Source organism: Streptomyces sp. NPDC025638, assembly GCF_055558775.1.
On the sequence record NZ_JBVHLX010000016.1, the window covers coordinates 162,840 to 182,197 of the forward strand.

Sequence of the window (19,358 nt, forward strand, 5' to 3'; positions counted from 1 at the left end):
CACTGACATTGCCGTATACGTCCCGGGAAACCCCTGGTCAGACGGGCTGTTCGGGCTTTAGGATGGCCCGCTCCGGCCATCCCCCGCGGTCACCGCCCCACCAGGGACCGCCCGACCCCGCGCCGAAGCACCTCCCCCCACCGGCGCTGCGACGATGGACTTCCAGACCTCACAGTCATCCCAGGCATCACAGTCACCTCATACGTTCCAGGTCGACCTGCGTGGTTTGGTGGACCTGCTCTCCCATCACCTGTACTCCAGCCCCAAGGTCTATCTGCGCGAGCTGCTGCAGAACGCCGTGGACGCCATCACCGCCCGGCGGGGCGACGAGCCCGAAGCCCCGGCCCGGGTGCGGCTGTACGCGGACGGCGGAGCGCTCCGGGTGGAGGACTCCGGCGTCGGGCTCACCGAGTCCGACGTGCACAGCCTGCTGGCGACCATCGGCCGCAGCTCCAAGCGCGCGGACGGGCTGCAGGAGGCCCGCTCGGACTTCCTGGGCCAGTTCGGCATCGGGCTGCTCGCCTGTTTCGTGGTCGCCGAGCGGATCCGGGTCGTCAGCCGCAGCGCCCGTACGCCGGATGCCCCGCCGGTGGAGTGGACGGCGTGCGACGACGGCTCGTACACCGTGCGGACCCTGCCGGACGAGGCACGTCCCGAACCGGGCACCACCGTGCACCTGGTGGCGCGGGCGGGGGCCGCGGAGTGGCTCTCGCCGGAGCGTGTCCGCACCCTGGCGCGGGACTTCGGGTCGCTGCTGCCCTACGACGTGCGGGTGGGCGACGAGGCGGTCACCGACCTTCCGGCGCCCTGGGACCGCGCGTACCCCTCCCCCGCCGGCCGCCGGGTGGCCCTGGCCCGGCACTGCCACGAGCTGTTCGGCTTCACCCCGCTGGACTCGATCGAGCTGAACGTGCCGCTGGCCGGGATCCGCGGGGTGGCCTACGTGCTGCCGTCGGCGGTCAGCCCCGCCCAGCGGGCCACGCACCGCGTGCACCTGAAGGGCATGTTGCTGACCGAGCGGGCCGAACAGCTGCTGCCGGACTGGGCGTTCTTCGTGCGCTGCGTCCTGGACACGGACAGTTTGCGGCCCACGGCCTCGCGCGAGTCGCTGTACGAGGACGAGACCCTCGCGGCCGTACGGGAGGCGCTCGGCGAAAGGATTCGCTCCTGGCTGACGGGGCTCGCGGCGGGCGATCCGGAACGGCTGTCCGCGTTCCTGTCGGTGCACCACCTTGGCGTGAAGTCGCTGGCGCGGCACGACAGCGAGATGCTGCGCACGATGCTGCCGTGGCTGCCGTTCGAGACGACCGACGGGCGGCTGTCCCTGGAGGAGTTCGCGCAGCGGCACCCGGTGGTGCACTTCACACGGACGGTCGAGGAGTACCGGCAGGTCGCGCCGATCGCCTCCGCGCAGGGCGTCGGGGTGATCAACGGCGGTTACACCTACGACAGCGAGCTGGTCGAGGCGCTGCCGTCCGTGCGCCCCCGGACGGTGGTCGCCGAGCTGGACGCGGACACCGTGACCGCCCATCTGGACGCGGTCGATCCGGCCGAGGAACTGGCGCTGTCCGGCTTCCTGGCGGCCGCGCGGGCGAAGCTCGACCCGCTGGGCTGTGACGTCGTACTGCGCGCCTTCCATCCGCTGTCCGTGCCCGCGCTGCACCTGGACGACCGGGCGGCCCGGCACGAGCAGGCGCGGGCCGAGGCCGAGGAGCAGGCCGACGACCTGTGGGCGGGCATCCTCGGCTCGCTGCGCGGCAGCGCCCCGCGCGCGCGTCTGGTGCTCAACCATCTCAACCCGCTGATCCGGCGCATCAGTTCCCTGACGGAACCGGAGCTGATCGGCACCGCGACGGAGTCGCTGTACGGGCAGGCGCTGCTGATGGCGCAGCGTCCCCTGCAGCCCGCCGACTCCGCGCTCCTGAACCGGGCGTTCATCGGCCTCCTGGAGTGGGCCACACACGGGGAGGACGGTCACCGATGACCGAAGACACCGGGATCACGGACTTCGACGCGCTGCGACGGGCGATGGCGGAGAACGGCGAGCAACCGGAGGGCCCGGCCCGCAACGCGCGCGCGGAGCAACTGCTCGCCGAGGCCGAGCGGCTGAACATCCCGCTCGCCGTGATCGAGGCGCTCGGACACCAGCTGAAGGTCTACAACTACAGCTCCGAGAAGGACAAGATGTTCGTCCCGTTCGCGCGGCTGCTGCGCCTGTGGGACGAACGGCCCGAGGACTTCGACGAGTACGAGACGCACTCGCTGCACTGGGTCTTCAAGTGGATGTCGGCCGGGATGCTGGACCAGCCGCACATCCCGCTCGCCTCGATCGAGAAGTGGCTCGGCGAGATGGAGCACCGCTACCGGCTGGCCGGGCACTCGGAACGGGCGGTGCGCAGCGCCGAGTTCAGCGTGGCGGCGCACATCGGGGACCTGGAGCGCGCGGGGCGGGCGTACGACGCCTGGCTGGCCGCCGACCGGGACCGGATGGCGGACTGCCATGCGTGCGAGCTGCACGGGCAGGGCACCTGGCTGGTGGAACTGGGCCGGGACGCCGAGGCGCTGGAGCTGTGGCGGCCGGTCCTGGAGGGCGAGTACACCTGCGCCCACGAGCCGCACACCGTCCTCGCGTCCTCGCTGGCGCCGCTGCTGCGGCTGGACCGCGTGGACGAGGCCCGCGCCCACCATCTGCGCGGTTTCCGGCTGGTGCGGCCCATGGAGAGCATGCGCGGCGCCTACGCGGACCACGTGGAGTTCTGCGCGCTGACCGGCAACGAGGCGCGGGGGCTCGAACTGCTCGCGGAGCGGCCCGCGTACTTCACGGACACGGGGCAGCCGCGCAGCCGGCTGGACTTCATGGCCGTGGTGACCCTGCTGATGGACCGGATGACCGGGCTCGGGCACGGCGATCAGCGGGTGCCGGGGCCGGCCGGGCGGGCGTGGACCGCCGGGGAGCTCGCCGCCCACGCGCGCGCGGAGGCCCTGGAACTGGCCGCGCGGTTCGACCGGCGCAACGGTTCGCCGTCCGTCGGCGAGCGGGTACGCGCGCGCATGGAGCAGCTGCCGCTGGTGGAGCGGCTGCCGCTCGGGGTGCGGACGGCCGCCGTGCACTCCCCCGTGGCAGCCCCGCCCGCCCCCGTCACGGTCGCGGACCCGGCGGGCGAGCCGGACCTGCCCGCGCTGCTCGCCGAGGCCCGGCGGCTGTCGGACACCCTCCGTCCCCACGCGATCGAGGCGTGGGCGGCGGTCGCGCGGGCCGCCGAGGGCGTCGAGCTGGACGCGCGGGACCGCGCGGAGATCGCCGACCACGAGGCGATGGACCGCGGCCCCGACGGCGTCGGCCTCTTCGAGCGGGCCGCCGAGCTGTACGCGGAGGCGGGCGACCCCGGGGAGGCACTGGCGGCACGCACGCGTGCGGCGTACGTACATGCCCTGTCGGGTGAGGTCGACGAGGCGCTGGCGGCGGTCGCGGAGCCGTACGACGAGGTCCTCGCCCTCTACGCCGACGAGGCCACCGGCGTACGGCAGACGGCGTCCGTGCTGATGGGGCGGGCGCGCATCCTGATGCGGCGGGTGCACGAGGACGCCCCGGGTGCCGTCGCCGCGGCCGAGCAGGCCGTACGGGAGCTGCTGGCGCTGGTGAACGGGCACATCGGCGACGATGTGCGGCTGGCCTCCCGGGCCGCCGAGGGGCGGGCGATGCTGGCGGAGCTGGCGGAGCACGCCGGGGACGCCGAGCGCGCGGCGGAGCTGTTCCGGCGGGCCGCGCGGGGGTTCGTGGAGGCCGGGCTGCCGTGGTTCTGCGTGGAGTACGAGGTGCGGGTGGCCGCTCTCGCGCACCAGGGCGGCGACATGGCGGAGGCGGAACGGGCGCTGCGGGCGTCCCTGGAGCACGGCGGGCCGTATCTGGAGGCGACCGGACGGGCCCAGTTGCACCTCCAGCTCGCCGAGGTGGTGGGCGGCCGGGGTGCGGTGCCGGAGGCCGCGGAACACGCCCTGCAGGCCGCGCACTGGGCCGACGAGGCGGGCGAGAGCGCCACGCTGGGCGCCTGGGCGCGGCATCAGCTGGGCGGCTTCCTGCTGCGGCAGGGGCGGTTCGCCGAGGCCGCCGAGGTGCTGGAGTCGGCGCTGCCCGACCTGGACGCGGACACGCACGGCGACGGCGCGATCGTGCAGACCCAGTGGTGGCTCGGTGACTGTCTGAGCGAGCTGGGCGAGCACCGCGCCGCCGCCGAACGCCGGCTGCAGGCGGCCGAGATCGCCCGGCACTGGCCCGAGCAGCAGGACCACGCGACGCTCGCCCACCTCGCCGCCGAGTCCCTCGGGCAGGCCGGGCTGCAGGAGGAGGCGGACCGGGCCTACGCGCGCGCGGGCGACCTGTGGCGCTCGCTCGGCAATGTGCACGGCCTCGTCCGCTCGCTGCGCGCCCGCGCATGGCTGGCGCTGCGCACCGCGGGCGGGCCGGCCGGGGCGCGGGAGCTGATGGCGGGCGCGGTCGAGGAATGCGCGACGGCGCGGGCGGCGGCCGGCGACGAGGAGACGCGCGGGCGGCTGCTCGCGGAACTCGGGCACACCCACCGTCAGTTCGGCGACCTGCTGGCCCGCTCGGTGTCCGAGGAGGCCGAGGAGGGGGTGATCCGGGCCGCGTTCGAGGAGGCGCTGGCCCAGATGGAGCGGGCGGTGGCGGTGTTCGGCTCGCTCGGCGACGACGCCCTGCACAGCCGTACGGGGGCTGAGCTGGCCGCGGGCTGGCTGGAGGCCGACCTGGGCCGCCCGGCCGACGCGGCCGCACGCGCGCGTGCGGTGCTGGCGGCCTACGAAGGGGCCGACGACGCGGACGAGACCGTACAGGCACGCCGGGCCGAGGCGGGCCAGATGCTGGAGCTCATTCCACGCCGATGAGCAGCAGGGCTCCCTGCCGCCCGCCCCGGTACACCACCGTGTCGACGGCGAGGTAGGACTCGCGGACGCGCGCCTCCAGGCGGTCGGCGATCTCCTCCGGCGCGTCGTCGCCGAGGACGAGGGTGACCAGTTCCCCGCCGGCCTGGAGCATGCGGTCCAGGACGGTCTCGGCGGCGGCGGTGACGTCCGAGCCGATGACCGCGACGTCGCCGTCGATGAGGCCGAGGACGTCGCCGGCCTGACAGATGCCGGCCATGGTCCAGGACTGGCGCTCGGCGACGGCGACCTCGGCGTAGCGGGTGGCGCCCGCGGCCGAGGTCATCTGGACGACGTCCTCGTCGAAGCGGCGCTGCGGCTCGTGGACCGCGAGCGCGGCGATGCCCTGGACCGCCGAGCGGGTCGGGATGAGGGCGACGCGGATGCCTTCGGCGCGGGCCTGTTCGGCCGCCGCGGCCGCCGTGTGCCGCAGCTCCGCGTCGTTGGGCAGCAGCACCACCTCGCGCGCGTGGGCACGTCGTACGGCCTCGACGAGCTCCCCGCTGGCAGGCGGCTCGCCGGGGCGGGCGAGCACGGTGGTGGCGCCGGCCTCGGTGTACAGCCCGGCCAGGCCCTCGCCGGGCACGACGGCCACCACGGCGCGCTGGACCCGCTCGCGGGGCGGCCGCGCGCCGCTGGTGTGCACATCGCCGAGCCCGAAGTGGGTGATCCGGATCCGGTACGGCCGCCCGGCCTCGACGCCCGCCTCCACGGCGGCGCCCGCGTCGTCGACGTGCACATGGACGTTCCACAGCCCGTCCCCGCCGACCACCACGAGGGAGTCCCCGAGGGCGTCGAGCCGCTCCCGCAGCCGCGCCACGGCATCGTCGCCGGCCTCCAGCAGATAGATCACCTCGAAGGCGGGCCCGTCGTCCTGCGCCCCGTCGCCGCACCCGGTCGCCTCCGCGGAAGCGGCCACCCCGCGCGCGTGCGCCTCCGCGACGGCCTCCAGGTGCCCCAGGTAGGCCGGCGCCGCCCCCTGCGCGCCCGTCGGCGCCTCCCCCGTGAACGTCTCCACCAGCGCGGCCAGAACCGCCACCAGCCCCCGTCCGCCCGCGTCGACCACTCCGGCCCGCTCCAGGACGGCCAGCTGCCCCGGAGTCGCCGCGAGAGCCGTACGCGCCCCCTCGTAGGCCGCGCGGGCGACCGTCCCGCAGTCCCCCTCGGCGCCCTCGGCGGCGTCGGCGGCGGCCGCGGCGACGGTCAGGACGGTGCCCTCGACGGGGTGGGCCACGGCCTGGCGGGCGGAGTCGGCCGCGTGCCGCAGGGCGAGCCGCAGCCCTTCGCCGTCCGTGTGAGCGCCCGCACCGTCGGCGGTGAGCACCTGGGTCATGCCGCGCAGCAGTTGGGCGAGGATCGTCCCGGAGTTGCCCCGCGCCCCGATGAGGGCCCCGTGCGCCATGGCGTGCACGGCATCGGCCAGCGACGGTCCCGTGCCGTTCGCCGGAGCCGCCTCGTACCCGGCGAAGACCGCCTCGACCGACGCCACGGCCGACTCCAGGGTCAGATACAGGTTCGTGCCGGTGTCCCCGTCCGCCACCGGATACACGTTGATCGCGTCGATCTCCTCGCGCGCCTGCCCCAGCGCCCGGAGCGCGAGACCGCACCAGGTGCGTACCGCGAGAGCATCGAAGAATGTCTGCGGCACCTGCGCCACCTGCGCCTCCCTGAGCTGCTGGACGTCGGACGCAGCGTAGACCCCGGGTCGCCGTCCACCGGAAGAGGGCCGGGAGCGGGCCCCTGAGCTGCCATGGTAGTTTCGTTGTACGGGCGCAGTCGTTGTATGCTGCTCCGGTTGCCCGATCCGATCGGGCCATTCCCCCTGGCAACGCCACTCAAGATCTCAGGTTCTAAGATCTAGATCCCGGCATGCCGGGATCAACCGTAAGTGCATCTGAAGTCTTTGGAGTGACCCGTGGCTGCCAACTGCGACGTCTGCGGCAAGGGGCCGGGCTTCGGCAACAACATCTCGCACTCGCACCGCCGTACGTCCCGCCGCTGGAACCCGAACATCCAGCGTGTGCGTACCGTGGTCGGCGGGACGCCGAAGCGCGTGAACGCTTGCACCTCGTGCATCAAGGCCGGCAAGGTCTCGCGCTGACGCACATCCCCCAAGCTCTCAGCGAGCAGGGGGGACCCCATCGCGCGCGGCCACTGCTGGTTCGCTGCAACAAGCCGGTCCACCTGCGGGTGGGCCGGCTTTTTGCCGTTCCTACGGATCGATCAGGCTCGGAACCGCCAGGCGTGATCCACCGGCCCGATCCCCCCGCCCAGCGCGAACCCGCCCGCGATCGCCCCGGTGACGTACGCCTTCGCCTCGGTGACGGCCTCCGGCACGGAGTGTCCCTTCGCCAGTCCCGCCGCGATCGCGGATGCGAGTGTGCAGCCGGTGCCGTGCGTGTGCCGGTTGTCGTGCCGCGGTGCCCGCAGCCAGTGTTCCTCGGAGCCGTCGGTGAGCAGGTCCACGGCGTCCCCGGGCAGATGGCCGCCCTTGATCAGCACCCAGCGCGGGCCGTGGGCCAGCACGGCGGCCGCGGCCTCCCGCAGCCCCTCCTCCGACTCGACCCGCACGCCGGTGAGTTGGGTCACCTCGTCGAGGTTCGGGGTGGCCACGGTCGCCACCGGCAGCAGTTTCGTGCGCATCGAGTCCAGCGCGGAAGCGGCCAGCAGCGAGTCCCCGTGTTTGGAGACGCCGACCGGGTCCACGACCGCCGGGGCGTCCGTGTCGCCGATCAACGCGGCCACCGCCTCGACGAGTTCGGCCGAGGCGAGCATGCCGGTCTTCACGGCCTGTACGCCGATGTCGTCGACGACGCTGCGGTACTGGGCCCGCACCGCCTCCACCGGCAGCTCCCAGGCCCCCTGCACGCCGAGGGAGTTCTGCGCGGTGACCGCCGTGATCACGCTCATGCCGTGCACACCGAGCGCGAGCATCGTCTTGAGGTCGGCCTGGATGCCCGCGCCGCCGCCGGAGTCGGAGCCGGCGACGGTCAGGACCCTCGGCGGGGCGCTCACGGCTCCATGTCCCCGAAGTGGTCCCAGCCGCCCTTGCTGGTCCACGGCGCCCCGTCGACCGTCACCTGGGGCAGCGCCGAGGGGTTGAGGACCTCGCCGATGACCTTCCAGCGGGCCGGCAGCTTCACGTCCGGCGGGAAGGTCGCCACGATCGCGTGGTCCTCGCCCCCGGTCAGCACCCACTGGAGCGGGTCGACGCCGACGGCCTGACCGATGTCGTTCATCTGGGACGGGATGTCGATCGCGCCGGAGCGGATGTCTATGCGGACCTTGCTGGCCTCGGCGATGTGCCCGAGGTCGGCGATCAGTCCGTCGCTCACGTCGCACATCGCGGTCGCGCCGAGCCCGGCGGCCGCGGGACCCGCGTGGTACGGCGGTTCGGGGCGCCGGTGGGCTTCGACGAAGGCGCGCGGCGAGCGGAAGCCGCGGGAGAGCACCGCGTACCCGGCCGCGGACCAGCCCAGCCAGCCGGTCACCGCGACGAGGTCGCCGGGCTGGGCTCCGGCCCGGGTCACCGGCTCCTGGTTGCGCAGATCGCCGAGCGCGGTGATCGACACCATGATCGTGTCGCCCCGTACGACATCCCCGCCGACCACGGAGGCGCCCGCGACCTGGCACTCGTCGCGCAGGCCGTCCATCAGCTCGCTGGGCCAGGTGACCGGGAGTTCGGCGGGGACGACCAGGCCGAGCAGTAGCGCGGTCGGTACGGCGCCCATGGCCGCGATGTCCGCGAGGTTCTGCGCGGCCGCCTTGCGCCCCACGTCGTACGCCGTGGACCAGTCACGGCGGAAGTGCCGTCCCTCCAGGAGGATGTCGGTGCTCGCCACGACCCTGCGGTCGGGCGCGGCGACCACCGCGGCGTCGTCGCCCGGGCCGACCCGGACCACCGGGGTGGTCGTCAGACGGGAGGTGAGCTCCCTGATGAGCCCGAATTCCCCGAGCTCACCAACAGTGCCCTTCATTGACCCTTCGCCCCTTCTGTCCCTGTCCGTGCCCGCTCGCGCACCATCATCGTCCTCGATACGGTCGAGGTGACCGTCCACTTCTGTCGTGCCTGCACCCCGGCGCGGATGCCGGGGTCTGCGCAGGTCTCCCCGCGGCGAGCGACGACGCGATACCGTGGCGTTCCTTTTCCCCACATGATCCTCGTGGCCGCCCTGGAGGTTCCGTGGTACAGGCGTACATCCTGATCCAGACGGAGGTCGGCAAGGCGTCGACCGTCGCCGAGACGATCAGCAAGATCCCTGGAGTCATCCAGGCCGAGGACGTGACAGGACCGTACGACGTCATCGTGCGGGCGCAGGCCGACACCGTCGACGACCTCGGCCGCATGGTGGTCGCCAAGGTCCAGCAAGTGGACGGCATCACCCGCACCCTGACCTGCCCGGTCGTGCATCTCTAGCCCCCGTCTACCCTTGGCCGGTGGACATCTTCCGTCACCGGCTCATCGGTCTGCCCGCGCTGGCCCTGCTGATCTCCGTCGCGGGCTGCTCATCAGCAGACGACAGTGCCACAGTCGCGGTTCCCAGTCCCGACGCGAAGACGGCCGGGATGTGCCGCGAGCTGCACGAGGTGCTGCCGAAGAAGCTGGACGGACGGAGCCGCAACGACCCTGGACCCCGGTCCGCCTACACGGCGGGCTGGGGAAGCCCGGCGATCATACTGCGCTGCGGTATCGTGCGGCCGCCCAAGATGATCGACCCCAAGGTGGCCCAGGGCGCCGACCCGAACGCGATCGGCGGCGGGGTCAACGGCGTCGACTGGCTCATGGAGAAGCAGGACGACGGGACGTGGCGGTTCACCACGGCCAAGCGCGAGGCCTACGTGCAGCTGATCCTGCCGAAGGAACTGTCGGGCCAGGACGACAGCGCCCGGGTGCTCGCCGAGATGGCGGCTTCCGTCAAAAAGGCGATCCCCACGGGGATCGCCTCCATGACTTGACGGCCGCAAGGACATGACGGCCGCGGGCCGGGGGTCCGATCCGCCGCCCGAATCGCGCTCCGACCCGCCGGGACCGGGGTCCGGCCCTCTAGCGCAGCCCGGTCGAGCGGCGCAGGGCGGCCTCCACGAGCCGGTCCACCAGCTCCGGGTAGCTGATACCGGTCGCCTGCCACATCTGCGGGTACATCGAGATCGGTGTGAAGCCGGGCATCGTGTTGATCTCGTTGATCACGAACTCGCCGTCCTCGGTGAGGAAGAAGTCGGCGCGGACCAGACCCTCGCACGAGGCCGCCTCGAAGGCGTCAACCGCGAGCCGCCGCACCTCGGCGGTCTCCTCGTCGGTCAGCGGCGCCGGGACGATGCCGGGCGTGGAGTCGATGTACTTGGCCTCGAAGTCGTAGTACGCGTGCGCGTCCGGCGGCGGGATCTCGGCCGGGACGGAGGCCCGCGGCCCGTCCTCGAACTCCAGGACGCCGCACTCGATCTCGCGGCCGCGCACCGCGGCCTCCACCAGGATCTTGGGGTCGTGGCTCTGCGCCTCGGCGATCGCCTCGTCCAGGCCGGACAGGTCGTCGACCTTGGTGATGCCGATCGACGAACCCGCGCGCGCGGGCTTCACGAACAGCGGCCAGCCGTGCTCGCCGGCGAAGTCGATGATCTTCTTGCGGGCGGCGGACTCGTCCTGCTGCCACTCGCGGGGCCTGATCACCACATACGGGCCGACCTTGAGCCCGAAGGAGGTGAACACCCGCTTCATGTACTCCTTGTCCTGGCCGACGGCCGAGGCGAGCACACCCGCGCCCACGTACGGGACGCCGGAGAGCTCCAGGAGGCCCTGGAGGGTGCCGTCCTCGCCGTAGGGGCCGTGCAGCACCGGGAAGACCACGTCGACCTCGCCGAGGGCCTTGGGCACCGATCCGGGCTCGCTGTAGACCACCTCGCGGTTGGCGGGGTCGACGGGGAGCACCACGCCGCCCTCGCTGGACTCCGCGAGCTCCTCGACGCTCGGGGTGCGGCGGTCGGTGATGGCCATCCGGTCCGGCTCGTCGGCGGTGAGCGCCCAACGGCCGTCCCGGGTGATGCCGATCGGGAGAACGTCGTACTTCGTCCGGTCGATGGCGCGCAGTACGGCGCCGGCGGTGACCACGGAGATCCCGTGTTCGGAGCTGCGTCCGCCGAACACGACGGCCACGCGCGGCTTGCGGGACGGCTGCTCAGGGCTCTGGGGGAGGTTCTCGGTGCTCATATCGCGTTGAGAGTACCCGGTGGTAGGGCCCCGAGACAGCGTCCGACAGCCGGGATCGCTCAGCGTCGTTCCGGCTTCGCGCTGCGCGACATCAGCTCCTTGAGGGCCACCACCGGCGGCTTTCCCTCGTGCACGATGTCCACGACCGTCTCCGTGATGGGCATGTCGACGCCGTGTCGGCGGGCCAGATCCGCCACGGACTCGCACGACTTGACGCCCTCGGCGGTCTGCTTGGTGACCGCGATCGTCTCCTCCAGGGTCATGCCCTTGCCGAGGTTGGTGCCGAAGGTGTGGTTGCGGGAGAGCGGCGAGGAGCAGGTGGCCACCAGGTCGCCCAGGCCCGCGAGTCCGGAGAAGGTCAGCGGGTCGGCGCCGAGCGCCAGGCCGAGCCGGGTGGTCTCGGCGAGGCCGCGGGTGATGAGCGAGCCCTTGGCGTTGTCGCCGAGGCCCATGCCGTCGGCGATGCCGACCGCGAGGCCGATCACGTTCTTGACCGCGCCGCCGAGTTCGCAGCCGACGACGTCGGTGTTGGTGTACGGGCGGAAGTACGGCGTGTGGCAGGCGGCCTGGAGCCGCTGGGCGACCGCCTCGTCGGTGCAGGCGACCACGGCGGCGGCGGGCATGCGGGCGGCGATCTCCCGGGCCAGGTTGGGCCCGGTGACCACGGCGATACGGTCCTGGCCGACCTTGGCGACGTCGTCGATGACCTCGCTCATCCGCATCGCGGAGCCCAGCTCGACGCCCTTCATCAGGGACACGAGGACGGTGCCGGGAGCCAGCAGCGGAACCCATTCCGCGAGGTTGGCGCGCAGGGTCTGGGAGGGGACGGACAGGACCGTGAAGTCGGCGCCGGCGGCGGCCTCGGCCGGGTCGGTGGTGGCCCGCAGGTTCTCCGGGAGCTCGACGCCCGGCAGGTAGTCCGGGTTCGTCCGGGTGGAGTTGATCGCCTCGGCGACCTCCGCACGGCGCGCCCAGATGGTGACCTCACAGCCCGCGTCGGCGAGCACCATGCCGAAGGCCGTGCCCCACGAACCGGCGCTGAAGACCCCTGCCTTGACCGGCTTGCTCACTTGCCCTGTCCCTGCCCTTCTGCCTGCTTGGTCTGGGTCTGCGTCTGCGCCTCGGTCCGGCGCCGCTGCTCGATCCGCTCCCGGCGCGGGTCGTAGGGCGTATCGGGCGCCTTCTCGCCGCGGATCTCCTCCAGCAGGCGGGTGATGGCGGCCATGATGACCTCGGTGGCCTCCTTGAGGAGCTCCGGAGTCATCTCCTGGTCGTAGAAGCGCGACAGGTCGACCGGCGGGCCCGCGAGGACGTGGTGCGTCTTGCGCGGCCAGAGGTTGGGCTTCTTGGCGTACGGCGGCAGCAGCTCGTTGGCGCCCCACTGGGCGACCGGGATGACCGGGCACTGGGTCTGCAGCGCCACCCGCGCGGCACCGGTCTTGCCGGTCATGGGCCAGCCGTTCGGGTCGCGGGTGAGGGTGCCCTCGGGGTAGAAGGCGACGCACTCGCCGCGCTCCACGGCGTCGATCGCGGCCCGGAACGCGCTGAGCGCGTCGGTGCTCTCGCGGTAGACGGGGATCTGCCCGGTGCCGCGCATCGCGGCACCGACGAATCCCTCCTTGAAAAGCCCGCTCTTCGCCAGGAATCGCGGAACCCGTCCGGTGTTGTACTGATAGTGCGCGTACGCGAAGGGGTCCACGTGTGAATTGTGGTTCACCGCGGTGATAAATCCACCGTCGGCCGGAATGTTCTCCATTCCACGCCAGTCCCGCTTGATCAGAACCACCAGCGGCGGTTTGCAGAGGACCGCTGCGAAGCGGTACCAGAACCCGATTCTGCGGCGGGACACGCGGACACCTTCCTCTAGGCCTTCTCCCCGGGTGCGGGGGCCGCACAAGTGTCGCCCCGGGCCGCCGGTCTGTCGAGGACACCGTACGCCCGATGACCGGAACCGCCGGATGACCCGGGTGACAATGTCCGCAACAAGAGAGGGACGGTACGTCGGTGCAGTGGACCTTGGTCATACCCCTCAAGCCCCTGGCGCGGGCCAAGAGCAGGCTCTCGGACACGGCCGCCGACGGGGTGCGCCCGGCACTGGCCCTCGCGTTCGCGCAGGACACGGTGGCCGCGGCGCTGGCATGTGCGCAGGTCAAGGATGTGGCGGTCGTCACGGACGACGAGCTGGCCGGCCGCGAGCTGGCGGCGCTGGGTGCCCGGATCGTCCCGGACGAGCCGGCCGACGGCCTGAACGCCGCGCTGGCGCACGGAGCGGGGGTCGTACGGTCGTCGCGTCCGGGAACTCCCGTGGCGGCCCTGAACGCCGACCTGCCGGCCCTGCGGCCCGCGGAATTGTCCCGGGTGCTGGCGGCCGCGGCGGAATTCCCGCGTGCTTTTCTCGCGGATGCGGCCGCAATCGGCACGACCTTGCTGGCGGCGGCCCCCGACCGGGAATTGCAGCCGGCATTCGGCACCGATTCCCGCTCCCGGCACCGCGCCTCGGGGGCGGTGGAACTCCGCCTCTACGCGGTCGACTCGGTACGCCAGGACGTGGACACCGGCGAGGACCTACGAGCGGCCCTGGCCCTCGGGGTGGGCCCACACACGGCATCAGTATCGGCAGGCTTGCTGATCCCGGGGTCCTGAGGCACCCGGTGCCGGCGCTGGGCGGGGGTTGGGTCGCTCACCGGCGCTGGGCGGGGGTTGGGTCGCTCACCGGCGCTTGCCGGGCGCCGCTGCGCCCACCCGTGCCGCCCCAAGCGGCACGACTGCCCGCAGCTCGGGGCTTGCCGGCCCGGGGGTTGCTATGGAGCCGACGGCACCGCAAGCCCAACGGCGCGACTCCGCGCCCGGCGAGCATTAGGCTGACCGACATGCAGGCGACCGCATACACGTACGAACCCCAGACCCGCAGCGGTCAGGTGCTGCTCGACGACGGCACCCCGGTGCCCTTCGACGCCCCGGCGTTCGATGCCGGAGGCCTCCGGCTGCTGCGGCCCGGGCAGCGCGTACGGATCGAGACGGAACCGGCGGAGGGCTCCGGAAAGGACCTCCGCATCACGCTGGTGACCCTGCAGACGTTCTGAGCGTCTGCCCGAACGCGCCGCGGGCCGGGCTCCCGAGGGGAGTCCGGCCCGGCGTGTGAGTGCCCTGTGCCCTGCTGATCAGCGGGCGGTGGCCTTCTTGGCGGTGGTCTTGCGTGCCGTCGACTTCTTGGCGGGGGCCTTCTTGGCCGTGACCTTCTTCGCCGGGGCCTTCTTGGCGGTGGTCTTCTTCGCCGCCGCCGTGGTCTTCTTCGCCGCCGTGGTCTTCTTGGCGGTCGTCTTCTTCGCCGTGACCTTCTTCGCGGTGACCTTCTTCGCGGGTGCCGCCTTCTTGGCGGTGACCTTCTTGGCCGCGGCCTTCTTGGCGGTGGTCTTCTTCGCGGCGGCCTTCTTGACCGTCGCGGCCGCGCCGCCGGTCAGGCTGCCCTTGGGCGCCTTCTTGACGGCGACCTCGCCGCCGCGCGGGAGCTTCTTCGTGCCGCTCACCAGGTCCTTGAAGCCCTGACCGGCGCGGAAGCGCGGCACGGAGGTCTTCTTGACCCGAACCCGCTCGCCCGTCTGGGGGTTGCGGGCGTAGCGGGCGGGACGGTCCACCTTCTCGAAGGAACCGAAACCGGTGACCGAGACCCGGTCCCCGGCGACCGTCGCGCGGACGATGGCGTCCAGGACCGCGTCGACAGCGTCGGCGGCCTGCTGGCGGCCGCCGAGCTTGTCGGCAATCGCTTCTACGAGCTGCGCCTTGTTCACGTCTTCCCCTTCGGAGACATCGCCAGAACGAAAGTGTTCAAGCTTTTTCGCACGTTAGGCAGATATATACCGCAAATCAAACACGAAACGGGCTTATCACCCGTGCGCCGCAACGGACTCGGCTGTCTCGTGCGGTTCAGCCTTCCTCGTCGGGGAATCGACCCTCGTCGAGGTCCGCCGTGAACCGCTCCAGACGCCTTGCCGCATCGGCGAGATCGTGCTTGGCCGCGGCCGTAATGACCAGCAGCTTCCGGGTCAGCGCCATCCGTACGCCCTCCGGGACTTGCAGTGCGCGCACTCTTGTGTGCGCTTCCTTCAGTTGGTCCGCGACCGCCGCATAGAGCTCGAGTTGGCCGTCGTGTTCCATGCACAGATTGTGCCATCTGGGGCGAGTTGTCGCCTGCGCAGGGTGCAACTGCCGCCTCGAATGGCCTTCCGGGCACTTGCGAAAGGTGCGGATACTGCACTCACGTACCCCGACAACAGCCTTCGTAACGTGGGAAGTTGGGCCGACGTGCGAGAACGCGCAGGGCCGTTCGGGTGCAGACATGGCTGTACCCCCAATCGTGGCGATCGGGGGTACAGAAGAGGTGTTGCGGTGGCCGAAATCAGACCTGGATCAGGCGCCGGTCAGCTCTGGAGCGTCCGCGGCTTGTACGACGGGCGCTTGGCCTCGTACGTGGCGATGTCGGCCTCGTTCTGGAGGGTGATGGAGATGTCGTCCAGGCCGTTCAGCAGCCGCCAGCGGGAGTTCTCGTCCAGCTCGAAGGAGGCGGTGATGCCCTCGGCGCGCACCTCACGCGCTTCGAGGTCCACCGTGATCTCGGCCGTGGGGTCCTTCTCGGTGAGCTCCCACAGCGCGTCCACGGTCTTCTGCTCCAGAACCACCGTGAGCAGGCCGTTCTTCAGCGAGTTGCCGCGGAAGATGTCGGCGAAGCGGGACGAGATCACTGTCTTGAAGCCGTAGTTCTGCAGCGCCCAGACGGCGTGCTCACGGGAGGAGCCGGTGCCGAAGTCGGGGCCCGCGACCAGGACCGTGGCGCCCTTGCGCTCGGGCCGGTTGAGGATGAAGTTCTCGTCCTTGCGCCAGGCCTCGAACAGCCCGTCCTCGAAGCCGTCCCGGGTCACCTTCTTGAGCCAGTGAGCAGGGATGATCTGGTCCGTGTCGACGTTGCTGCGGCGCAGCGGGACGGCCCGGCCGGTGTGGGTGGTGAATGCTTCCATGACTGATCAGACTCCAGCGGGCGCGGGGGTGTCGGCGGACAGGTCGGCGGGGGACGCCAGGTGACCCAGGACGGCCGTCGCGGCCGCGACCTGCGGCGACACCAGGTGCGTACGACCGCCCTTGCCCTGCCGGCCCTCGAAGTTGCGGTTGGAGGTGGACGCGGAGCGCTCACCGGGGGCCAGCTGGTCCGGGTTCATGCCCAGACACATCGAGCAGCCCGCGTGCCGCCACTCGGCGCCGGCCTCCTTGAAGACCACGTCCAGGCCCTCGGAGACGGCCTGCAGGCCCACGCGCGCGGAGCCCGGGACGACCAGCATCCGTACGCCGTCGGCGACTTTGCGGTCCTTGACGATCTCGGCGGCGGCGCGCAGGTCCTCGATGCGGCCGTTGGTGCAGGAGCCTACGAAGACGGTGTCCACCTTGATGGAGCGCAGCGGCTGGCCGGCCTCCAACCCCATGTATTCCAGGGCCTTTTCTGCGGCCAGGCGCTCCGAAGCGTCTTCGTACGAAGCCGGGTCGGGGACGGACGCCGAAAGCGGCGCGCCCTGGCCGGGGTTGGTGCCCCAGGTGACGAACGGCGAGAGGGCGGCGGCGTCGATGTGCACCTCGGCGTCGAAGACCGCGTCCTCGTCCGTCTTCAGGGTCTTCCAGTACGCCACGGCGGCGTCCCAGTCCTCGCCCTCGGGGGCGTGGGCGCGGCCCTTGATGTACGCGAACGTCGTCTCGTCGGGGGCGATCATGCCCGCGCGGGCGCCGGCCTCGATCGACATGTTGCAGATGGTCATGCGGGCCTCCATCGAGAGCTTCTCGATGGCGGAGCCGCGGTACTCCAGGATGTAGCCCTGGCCGCCGCCCGTACCGATCTTGGCGATGATCGCCAGGATCAGGTCCTTGGCGGTGACGCCCTCGGGCAGGTCGCCGTCGACCGTGATGGCCATGGTCTTCGGGCGGGCCAGCGGCAGCGTCTGGGTTGCCAGCACATGCTCCACCTGGGAGGTGCCGATGCCGAACGCCAGCGCGCCGAAGGCACCGTGCGTGGAGGTGTGGGAGTCGCCGCAGACGACCGTCGTACCGGGCTGGGTCAGACCCAGCTGCGGGCCGACGACGTGCACGACGCCCTGCTCGACGTCGCCCAGCGGGTGCAGCCGCACGCCGAACTCGGCGCAGTTCTTGCGCAGGGTCTCCAGCTGGGCGCGGGAGACCGGGTCCGCGATGGGCTTGTCGATGTCGAGGGTGGGGGTGTTGTGGTCCTCGGTCGCGATGGTGAGGTCGAGACGGCGCACCTGGCGGCCGTTCTGGCGCAGACCGTCGAAGGCCTGCGGGCTGGTCACCTCGTGCAGCAGGTGCAGATCGATGAAGAGGAGGTCGGGCTCGCCCTCGGCGCGCCGGACGACGTGGTCGTCCCAGACCTTCTCCGCGAGTGTCCTACCCATCGCTTTCCCTTCGGCCGGCAAAGGTGCGCCGGCCCAACTAGAGATCTTGGGGGGGCGGTCCCCGCACCCTGTGCCGGGCGCCTGCCGCCAGGCCCGTTCGGTGCGCGGGCCGCTGTGCGTACAAGGGTTGCGCGTCTCACGGAAAATTGAACTTGCGTTTCACAGAGTGAGACGTGAGTATCGTTGCATGGACAACAGTAGCGGCGTCGGCGTTCTGGACAAGGCAGCCCTTGTCCTCAGCGCTCTGGAGTCCGGTCCGGCCACCCTCGCGGGTCTGGTCGGGGCCACCGGACTGGCACGACCCACGGCCCACCGGCTGGCCGTGGCTCTGGAACACCACCGCATGGTGGCACGCGACATGCAGGGCCGGTTCATCCTCGGGCCGCGCCTGGCCGAGCTGGCCGCGGCGGCGGGCGAGGACCGCCTGCTTGCGACGGCGGGCCCGGTGCTCACCCACCTCCGCGATGTCACCGGCGAGAGCGCGCAGCTCTACCGGCGCCAGGGTGACATGCGCATCTGTGTGGCCGCGGCGGAACGGCTGTCCGGGCTTCGGGACACCGTCCCGGTCGGCTCCACGCTCACGATGAAGGCGGGCTCGTCCGCGCAGATCCTGATGGCCTGGGAGGAGCCGGAGCGCCTGCACCGGGGCCTGCAGGGCGCCCGCTTCACGGCGACGGCCCTGTCGGGTGTGCGGCGCCGCGGCTGGGCCCAGTCCATCGGCGAGCGCGAGCCCGGCGTCGCGTCCGTCTCCGCGCCCGTACGCGGCCCGTCCAACCGTGTGGTGGCCGCGGTGTCCGTCTCCGGCCCCATCGAGCGCCTGACGCGCCACCCGGGCCGTATGCACGCCCAGGCGGTCATCGACGCCGCCGGCCGCCTCTCCGAGGCACTGCGCCGCTCCGGCTGACCCCTTCGAACCCTCGGGGACACGACACCGGGGAGGACCCGCCCCAACGCCGCGGCAGGCCCTCCCCAGTCCCCCACATCAGCCGGCCCTCTCGGCCTCGACGACCGGCTACGACCGGTACGCGACCCCGCCGCGGCCGACCCCGATCCATCGGCGAGCGCGCGCCACCCGGGCCGTATGCACGCCTAGGCGGCCGTCGACGCCGCCGGCCGCCTCTCCGAAGCATTGCGCCGCTGGGGCTGAGCCCATCGCATCCTCGGGGTACATCACCGGGGAGGACCCACCTCAACGCCGCGGCAGGCCCTCCCCCGCCCCCGCTTCAGCCGGCCTTCTCGGGCTCGGGCGCCGGCTGCGACCGGTACGTGAACCGGTCCTTCGCGTACCGGCCCCGCCGCTCCAGCGGGACCTGTCCGTGCGCCGCCGCCAGGCCGAACGCCGGCATGTCGCCGTAGACGGACTCGTACGACCCCTCCGGCGCGACATACGTCTCGTGCCAGATGCCCACGTGCCCGCGCGCCCTCCCGGCCTTCTCCTCGCGGTTGACCAGCGTCCAGGCCCGGTGATGGAAGGCGTCGGGCGCGGTCGCGTACGCGTAGAGCTTCTCCTTGGACTCCCAGTACTGCACGACGTAGTACGTTCGCGGCGAGGCGGTCAGCAGGATCCGCCCCAGCAGCCCCCGACTCCTGTCGCGAGCCAACTCCCCCAGCATGCGCAGCATCGCCAGCATGACCGGGAGCCACTGGTGCACCGCCCAGAAGTGGTTGATGCGCATGCCGATGAGGAGGACCACCACGTCGCCTTCTGCCTCCGCGGTGGTGCGGCCCGGAACCGGTCTGGTGGACATGGCGACCCTCTCGTCCGATCAGAT

The 19,358-nt window shown here is 72.0% G+C and carries 19 protein-coding genes; 8 read left to right on the plus strand and 11 right to left on the minus strand.

Annotated features, from left to right (window positions below; translation table 11 throughout):
- Nucleotides 1-154: 154 nt before the first annotated feature.
- Both ACZ4EG_RS35345 and ACZ4EG_RS35350 read left to right on the plus strand, forming a co-directional pair.
- Complete coding sequence (locus ACZ4EG_RS35345) at nucleotides 155-1,984, plus strand: HSP90 family protein (protein WP_467793500.1); 1,830 nt, start codon at nucleotides 155-157, stop codon at nucleotides 1,982-1,984.
- Complete coding sequence (locus ACZ4EG_RS35350; RefSeq protein ID WP_467793501.1) at nucleotides 1,981-4,902, plus strand: tetratricopeptide repeat protein; 2,922 nt, start codon at nucleotides 1,981-1,983, stop codon at nucleotides 4,900-4,902. The genes ACZ4EG_RS35345 and ACZ4EG_RS35350 overlap by 4 nt, the downstream gene beginning before the upstream one ends.
- On the opposite strand, the gene ACZ4EG_RS35355 is transcribed toward ACZ4EG_RS35350, so the two are convergent.
- Nucleotides 4,886-6,595, minus strand: coding sequence for a DAK2 domain-containing protein (locus tag ACZ4EG_RS35355; protein ID WP_467793502.1), 1,710 nt, complete (start codon nucleotides 6,593-6,595; stop codon nucleotides 4,886-4,888). The genes ACZ4EG_RS35350 and ACZ4EG_RS35355 overlap by 17 nt on opposite strands.
- 258 nt (nucleotides 6,596-6,853) lie before the next feature.
- Between ACZ4EG_RS35355 and rpmB the strand changes: the two genes are divergently transcribed.
- A complete protein-coding gene (gene rpmB / locus ACZ4EG_RS35360) occupies nucleotides 6,854-7,039 on the plus strand; it encodes a 50S ribosomal protein L28 (protein WP_003993230.1) in 186 nt (61 codons plus the stop codon).
- Between the two features lie 122 nt (nucleotides 7,040-7,161).
- Here rpmB and thiD read toward each other — a convergent pair whose 3' ends face one another.
- On the minus strand, nucleotides 7,162-7,953 hold the full coding sequence (gene thiD, locus ACZ4EG_RS35365) for a bifunctional hydroxymethylpyrimidine kinase/phosphomethylpyrimidine kinase (RefSeq protein ID WP_467793503.1): 792 nt from the start codon (nucleotides 7,951-7,953) through the stop codon (nucleotides 7,162-7,164).
- The gene (locus tag ACZ4EG_RS35370; protein WP_316757956.1) at nucleotides 7,950-8,915 is read right to left on the minus strand and encodes a thiamine-phosphate kinase; all 966 of its coding nucleotides are present in this window, start codon (nucleotides 8,913-8,915) and stop codon (nucleotides 7,950-7,952) included. Before ACZ4EG_RS35370 ends, thiD begins: the two co-directional genes overlap by 4 nt.
- 206 nt (nucleotides 8,916-9,121) lie before the next feature.
- Here ACZ4EG_RS35370 and ACZ4EG_RS35375 point away from each other — a divergent pair, with 206 nt between their 5' ends.
- Nucleotides 9,122-9,355 (plus strand): Lrp/AsnC family transcriptional regulator, encoded by a 234-nt coding sequence (locus ACZ4EG_RS35375; RefSeq protein WP_003997603.1) that lies wholly within the window; start codon nucleotides 9,122-9,124, stop codon nucleotides 9,353-9,355.
- Nucleotides 9,356-9,375: 20 nt separating this feature from the next.
- Nucleotides 9,376-9,894: a DUF3515 domain-containing protein gene (locus ACZ4EG_RS35380; RefSeq protein ID WP_453554260.1), complete on the plus strand. Its 519-nt coding sequence runs from the start codon at nucleotides 9,376-9,378 to the stop codon at nucleotides 9,892-9,894.
- An 88-nt stretch (nucleotides 9,895-9,982) separates the two neighbouring features.
- Here the strand turns inward: ACZ4EG_RS35380 and ACZ4EG_RS35385 are convergent, their stop codons facing one another.
- The 3 genes from ACZ4EG_RS35385 to ACZ4EG_RS35395 are packed head-to-tail and all read right to left on the minus strand — an operon-like array spanning nucleotide 9,983 to nucleotide 12,989.
- The gene (locus tag ACZ4EG_RS35385) at nucleotides 9,983-11,140 is read right to left on the minus strand and encodes a D-alanine--D-alanine ligase family protein (protein ID WP_390712539.1); all 1,158 of its coding nucleotides are present in this window, start codon (nucleotides 11,138-11,140) and stop codon (nucleotides 9,983-9,985) included.
- Between the two features lie 59 nt (nucleotides 11,141-11,199).
- Entirely contained in the window at nucleotides 11,200-12,210 is a 1,011-nt protein-coding gene (locus tag ACZ4EG_RS35390) for an NAD(P)H-dependent glycerol-3-phosphate dehydrogenase (protein WP_467793504.1), read from the minus strand.
- The gene (locus ACZ4EG_RS35395; protein WP_467793505.1) at nucleotides 12,207-12,989 is read right to left on the minus strand and encodes a lysophospholipid acyltransferase family protein; all 783 of its coding nucleotides are present in this window, start codon (nucleotides 12,987-12,989) and stop codon (nucleotides 12,207-12,209) included. Before ACZ4EG_RS35395 ends, ACZ4EG_RS35390 begins: the two co-directional genes overlap by 4 nt.
- A 155-nt stretch (nucleotides 12,990-13,144) precedes the next feature.
- On the opposite strand from ACZ4EG_RS35395, the gene cofC reads away from it, so the two are divergent.
- Both cofC and ACZ4EG_RS35405 read left to right on the plus strand, forming a co-directional pair.
- Nucleotides 13,145-13,783 (plus strand): 2-phospho-L-lactate guanylyltransferase, encoded by a 639-nt coding sequence (gene cofC / locus ACZ4EG_RS35400; protein ID WP_467793506.1) that lies wholly within the window; start codon nucleotides 13,145-13,147, stop codon nucleotides 13,781-13,783.
- A gap of 227 nt (nucleotides 13,784-14,010) precedes the next feature.
- Nucleotides 14,011-14,223, plus strand: coding sequence for a hypothetical protein (locus tag ACZ4EG_RS35405; RefSeq protein ID WP_467793507.1), 213 nt, complete (start codon nucleotides 14,011-14,013; stop codon nucleotides 14,221-14,223).
- Between the two features lie 78 nt (nucleotides 14,224-14,301).
- Here ACZ4EG_RS35405 and ACZ4EG_RS35410 read toward each other — a convergent pair whose 3' ends face one another.
- The 4 genes from ACZ4EG_RS35410 to leuC all read right to left on the minus strand — a co-directional run bounded on the left by ACZ4EG_RS35410 (nucleotide 14,302) and on the right by leuC (nucleotide 17,586).
- The gene (locus ACZ4EG_RS35410; RefSeq protein WP_453554251.1) at nucleotides 14,302-14,928 is read right to left on the minus strand and encodes an HU family DNA-binding protein; all 627 of its coding nucleotides are present in this window, start codon (nucleotides 14,926-14,928) and stop codon (nucleotides 14,302-14,304) included.
- Nucleotides 14,929-15,064: 136 nt separating this feature from the next.
- Complete coding sequence (locus tag ACZ4EG_RS35415) at nucleotides 15,065-15,295, minus strand: SCO5555 family protein (RefSeq protein WP_263213127.1); 231 nt, start codon at nucleotides 15,293-15,295, stop codon at nucleotides 15,065-15,067.
- 263 nt (nucleotides 15,296-15,558) lie between these two features.
- The gene (leuD, locus tag ACZ4EG_RS35420) at nucleotides 15,559-16,152 is read right to left on the minus strand and encodes a 3-isopropylmalate dehydratase small subunit (protein ID WP_467793508.1); all 594 of its coding nucleotides are present in this window, start codon (nucleotides 16,150-16,152) and stop codon (nucleotides 15,559-15,561) included.
- Nucleotides 16,153-16,158: 6 nt separating this feature from the next.
- Complete coding sequence (gene leuC, locus ACZ4EG_RS35425; RefSeq protein WP_467793509.1) at nucleotides 16,159-17,586, minus strand: 3-isopropylmalate dehydratase large subunit; 1,428 nt, start codon at nucleotides 17,584-17,586, stop codon at nucleotides 16,159-16,161.
- Nucleotides 17,587-17,773: 187 nt separating this feature from the next.
- On the opposite strand from leuC, the gene ndgR reads away from it, so the two are divergent.
- Entirely contained in the window at nucleotides 17,774-18,490 is a 717-nt protein-coding gene (gene ndgR / locus ACZ4EG_RS35430; protein ID WP_145883474.1) for an IclR family transcriptional regulator NdgR, read from the plus strand.
- A 319-nt stretch (nucleotides 18,491-18,809) separates the two neighbouring features.
- On the opposite strand, the gene ACZ4EG_RS35435 is transcribed toward ndgR, so the two are convergent.
- Nucleotides 18,810-19,334 carry a DUF4188 domain-containing protein gene (locus ACZ4EG_RS35435; protein WP_467793510.1) on the minus strand — a complete coding sequence of 175 codons (525 nt, stop codon included), beginning with the start codon at nucleotides 19,332-19,334 and terminating at the stop codon, nucleotides 18,810-18,812.
- Between the last annotated feature and the right edge of the window lie 24 nt (nucleotides 19,335-19,358).

Coding starts and splice junctions, on each gene's coding strand:
- ACZ4EG_RS35345 (WP_467793500.1), top strand. CDS start 155: ATGGACTTCCAGACCTCACAGTCATCCCAGGCATCACAGTCACCTCAT.
- ACZ4EG_RS35350 (WP_467793501.1), top strand. CDS start 1,981: ATGACCGAAGACACCGGGATCACGGACTTCGACGCGCTGCGACGGGCG.
- ACZ4EG_RS35370 (WP_316757956.1), bottom strand. CDS start 8,915: ATGAAGGGCACTGTTGGTGAGCTCGGGGAATTCGGGCTCATCAGGGAG.
- ACZ4EG_RS35385 (WP_390712539.1), bottom strand. CDS start 11,140: ATGAGCACCGAGAACCTCCCCCAGAGCCCTGAGCAGCCGTCCCGCAAG.
- ACZ4EG_RS35405 (WP_467793507.1), top strand. CDS start 14,011: ATGCAGGCGACCGCATACACGTACGAACCCCAGACCCGCAGCGGTCAG.
- ACZ4EG_RS35415 (WP_263213127.1), bottom strand. CDS start 15,295: ATGGAACACGACGGCCAACTCGAGCTCTATGCGGCGGTCGCGGACCAA.
- leuD (WP_467793508.1), bottom strand. CDS start 16,152: ATGGAAGCATTCACCACCCACACCGGCCGGGCCGTCCCGCTGCGCCGC.
- leuC (WP_467793509.1), bottom strand. CDS start 17,586: ATGGGTAGGACACTCGCGGAGAAGGTCTGGGACGACCACGTCGTCCGG.
- ndgR (WP_145883474.1), top strand. CDS start 17,774: ATGGACAACAGTAGCGGCGTCGGCGTTCTGGACAAGGCAGCCCTTGTC.
- ACZ4EG_RS35435 (WP_467793510.1), bottom strand. CDS start 19,334: ATGTCCACCAGACCGGTTCCGGGCCGCACCACCGCGGAGGCAGAAGGC.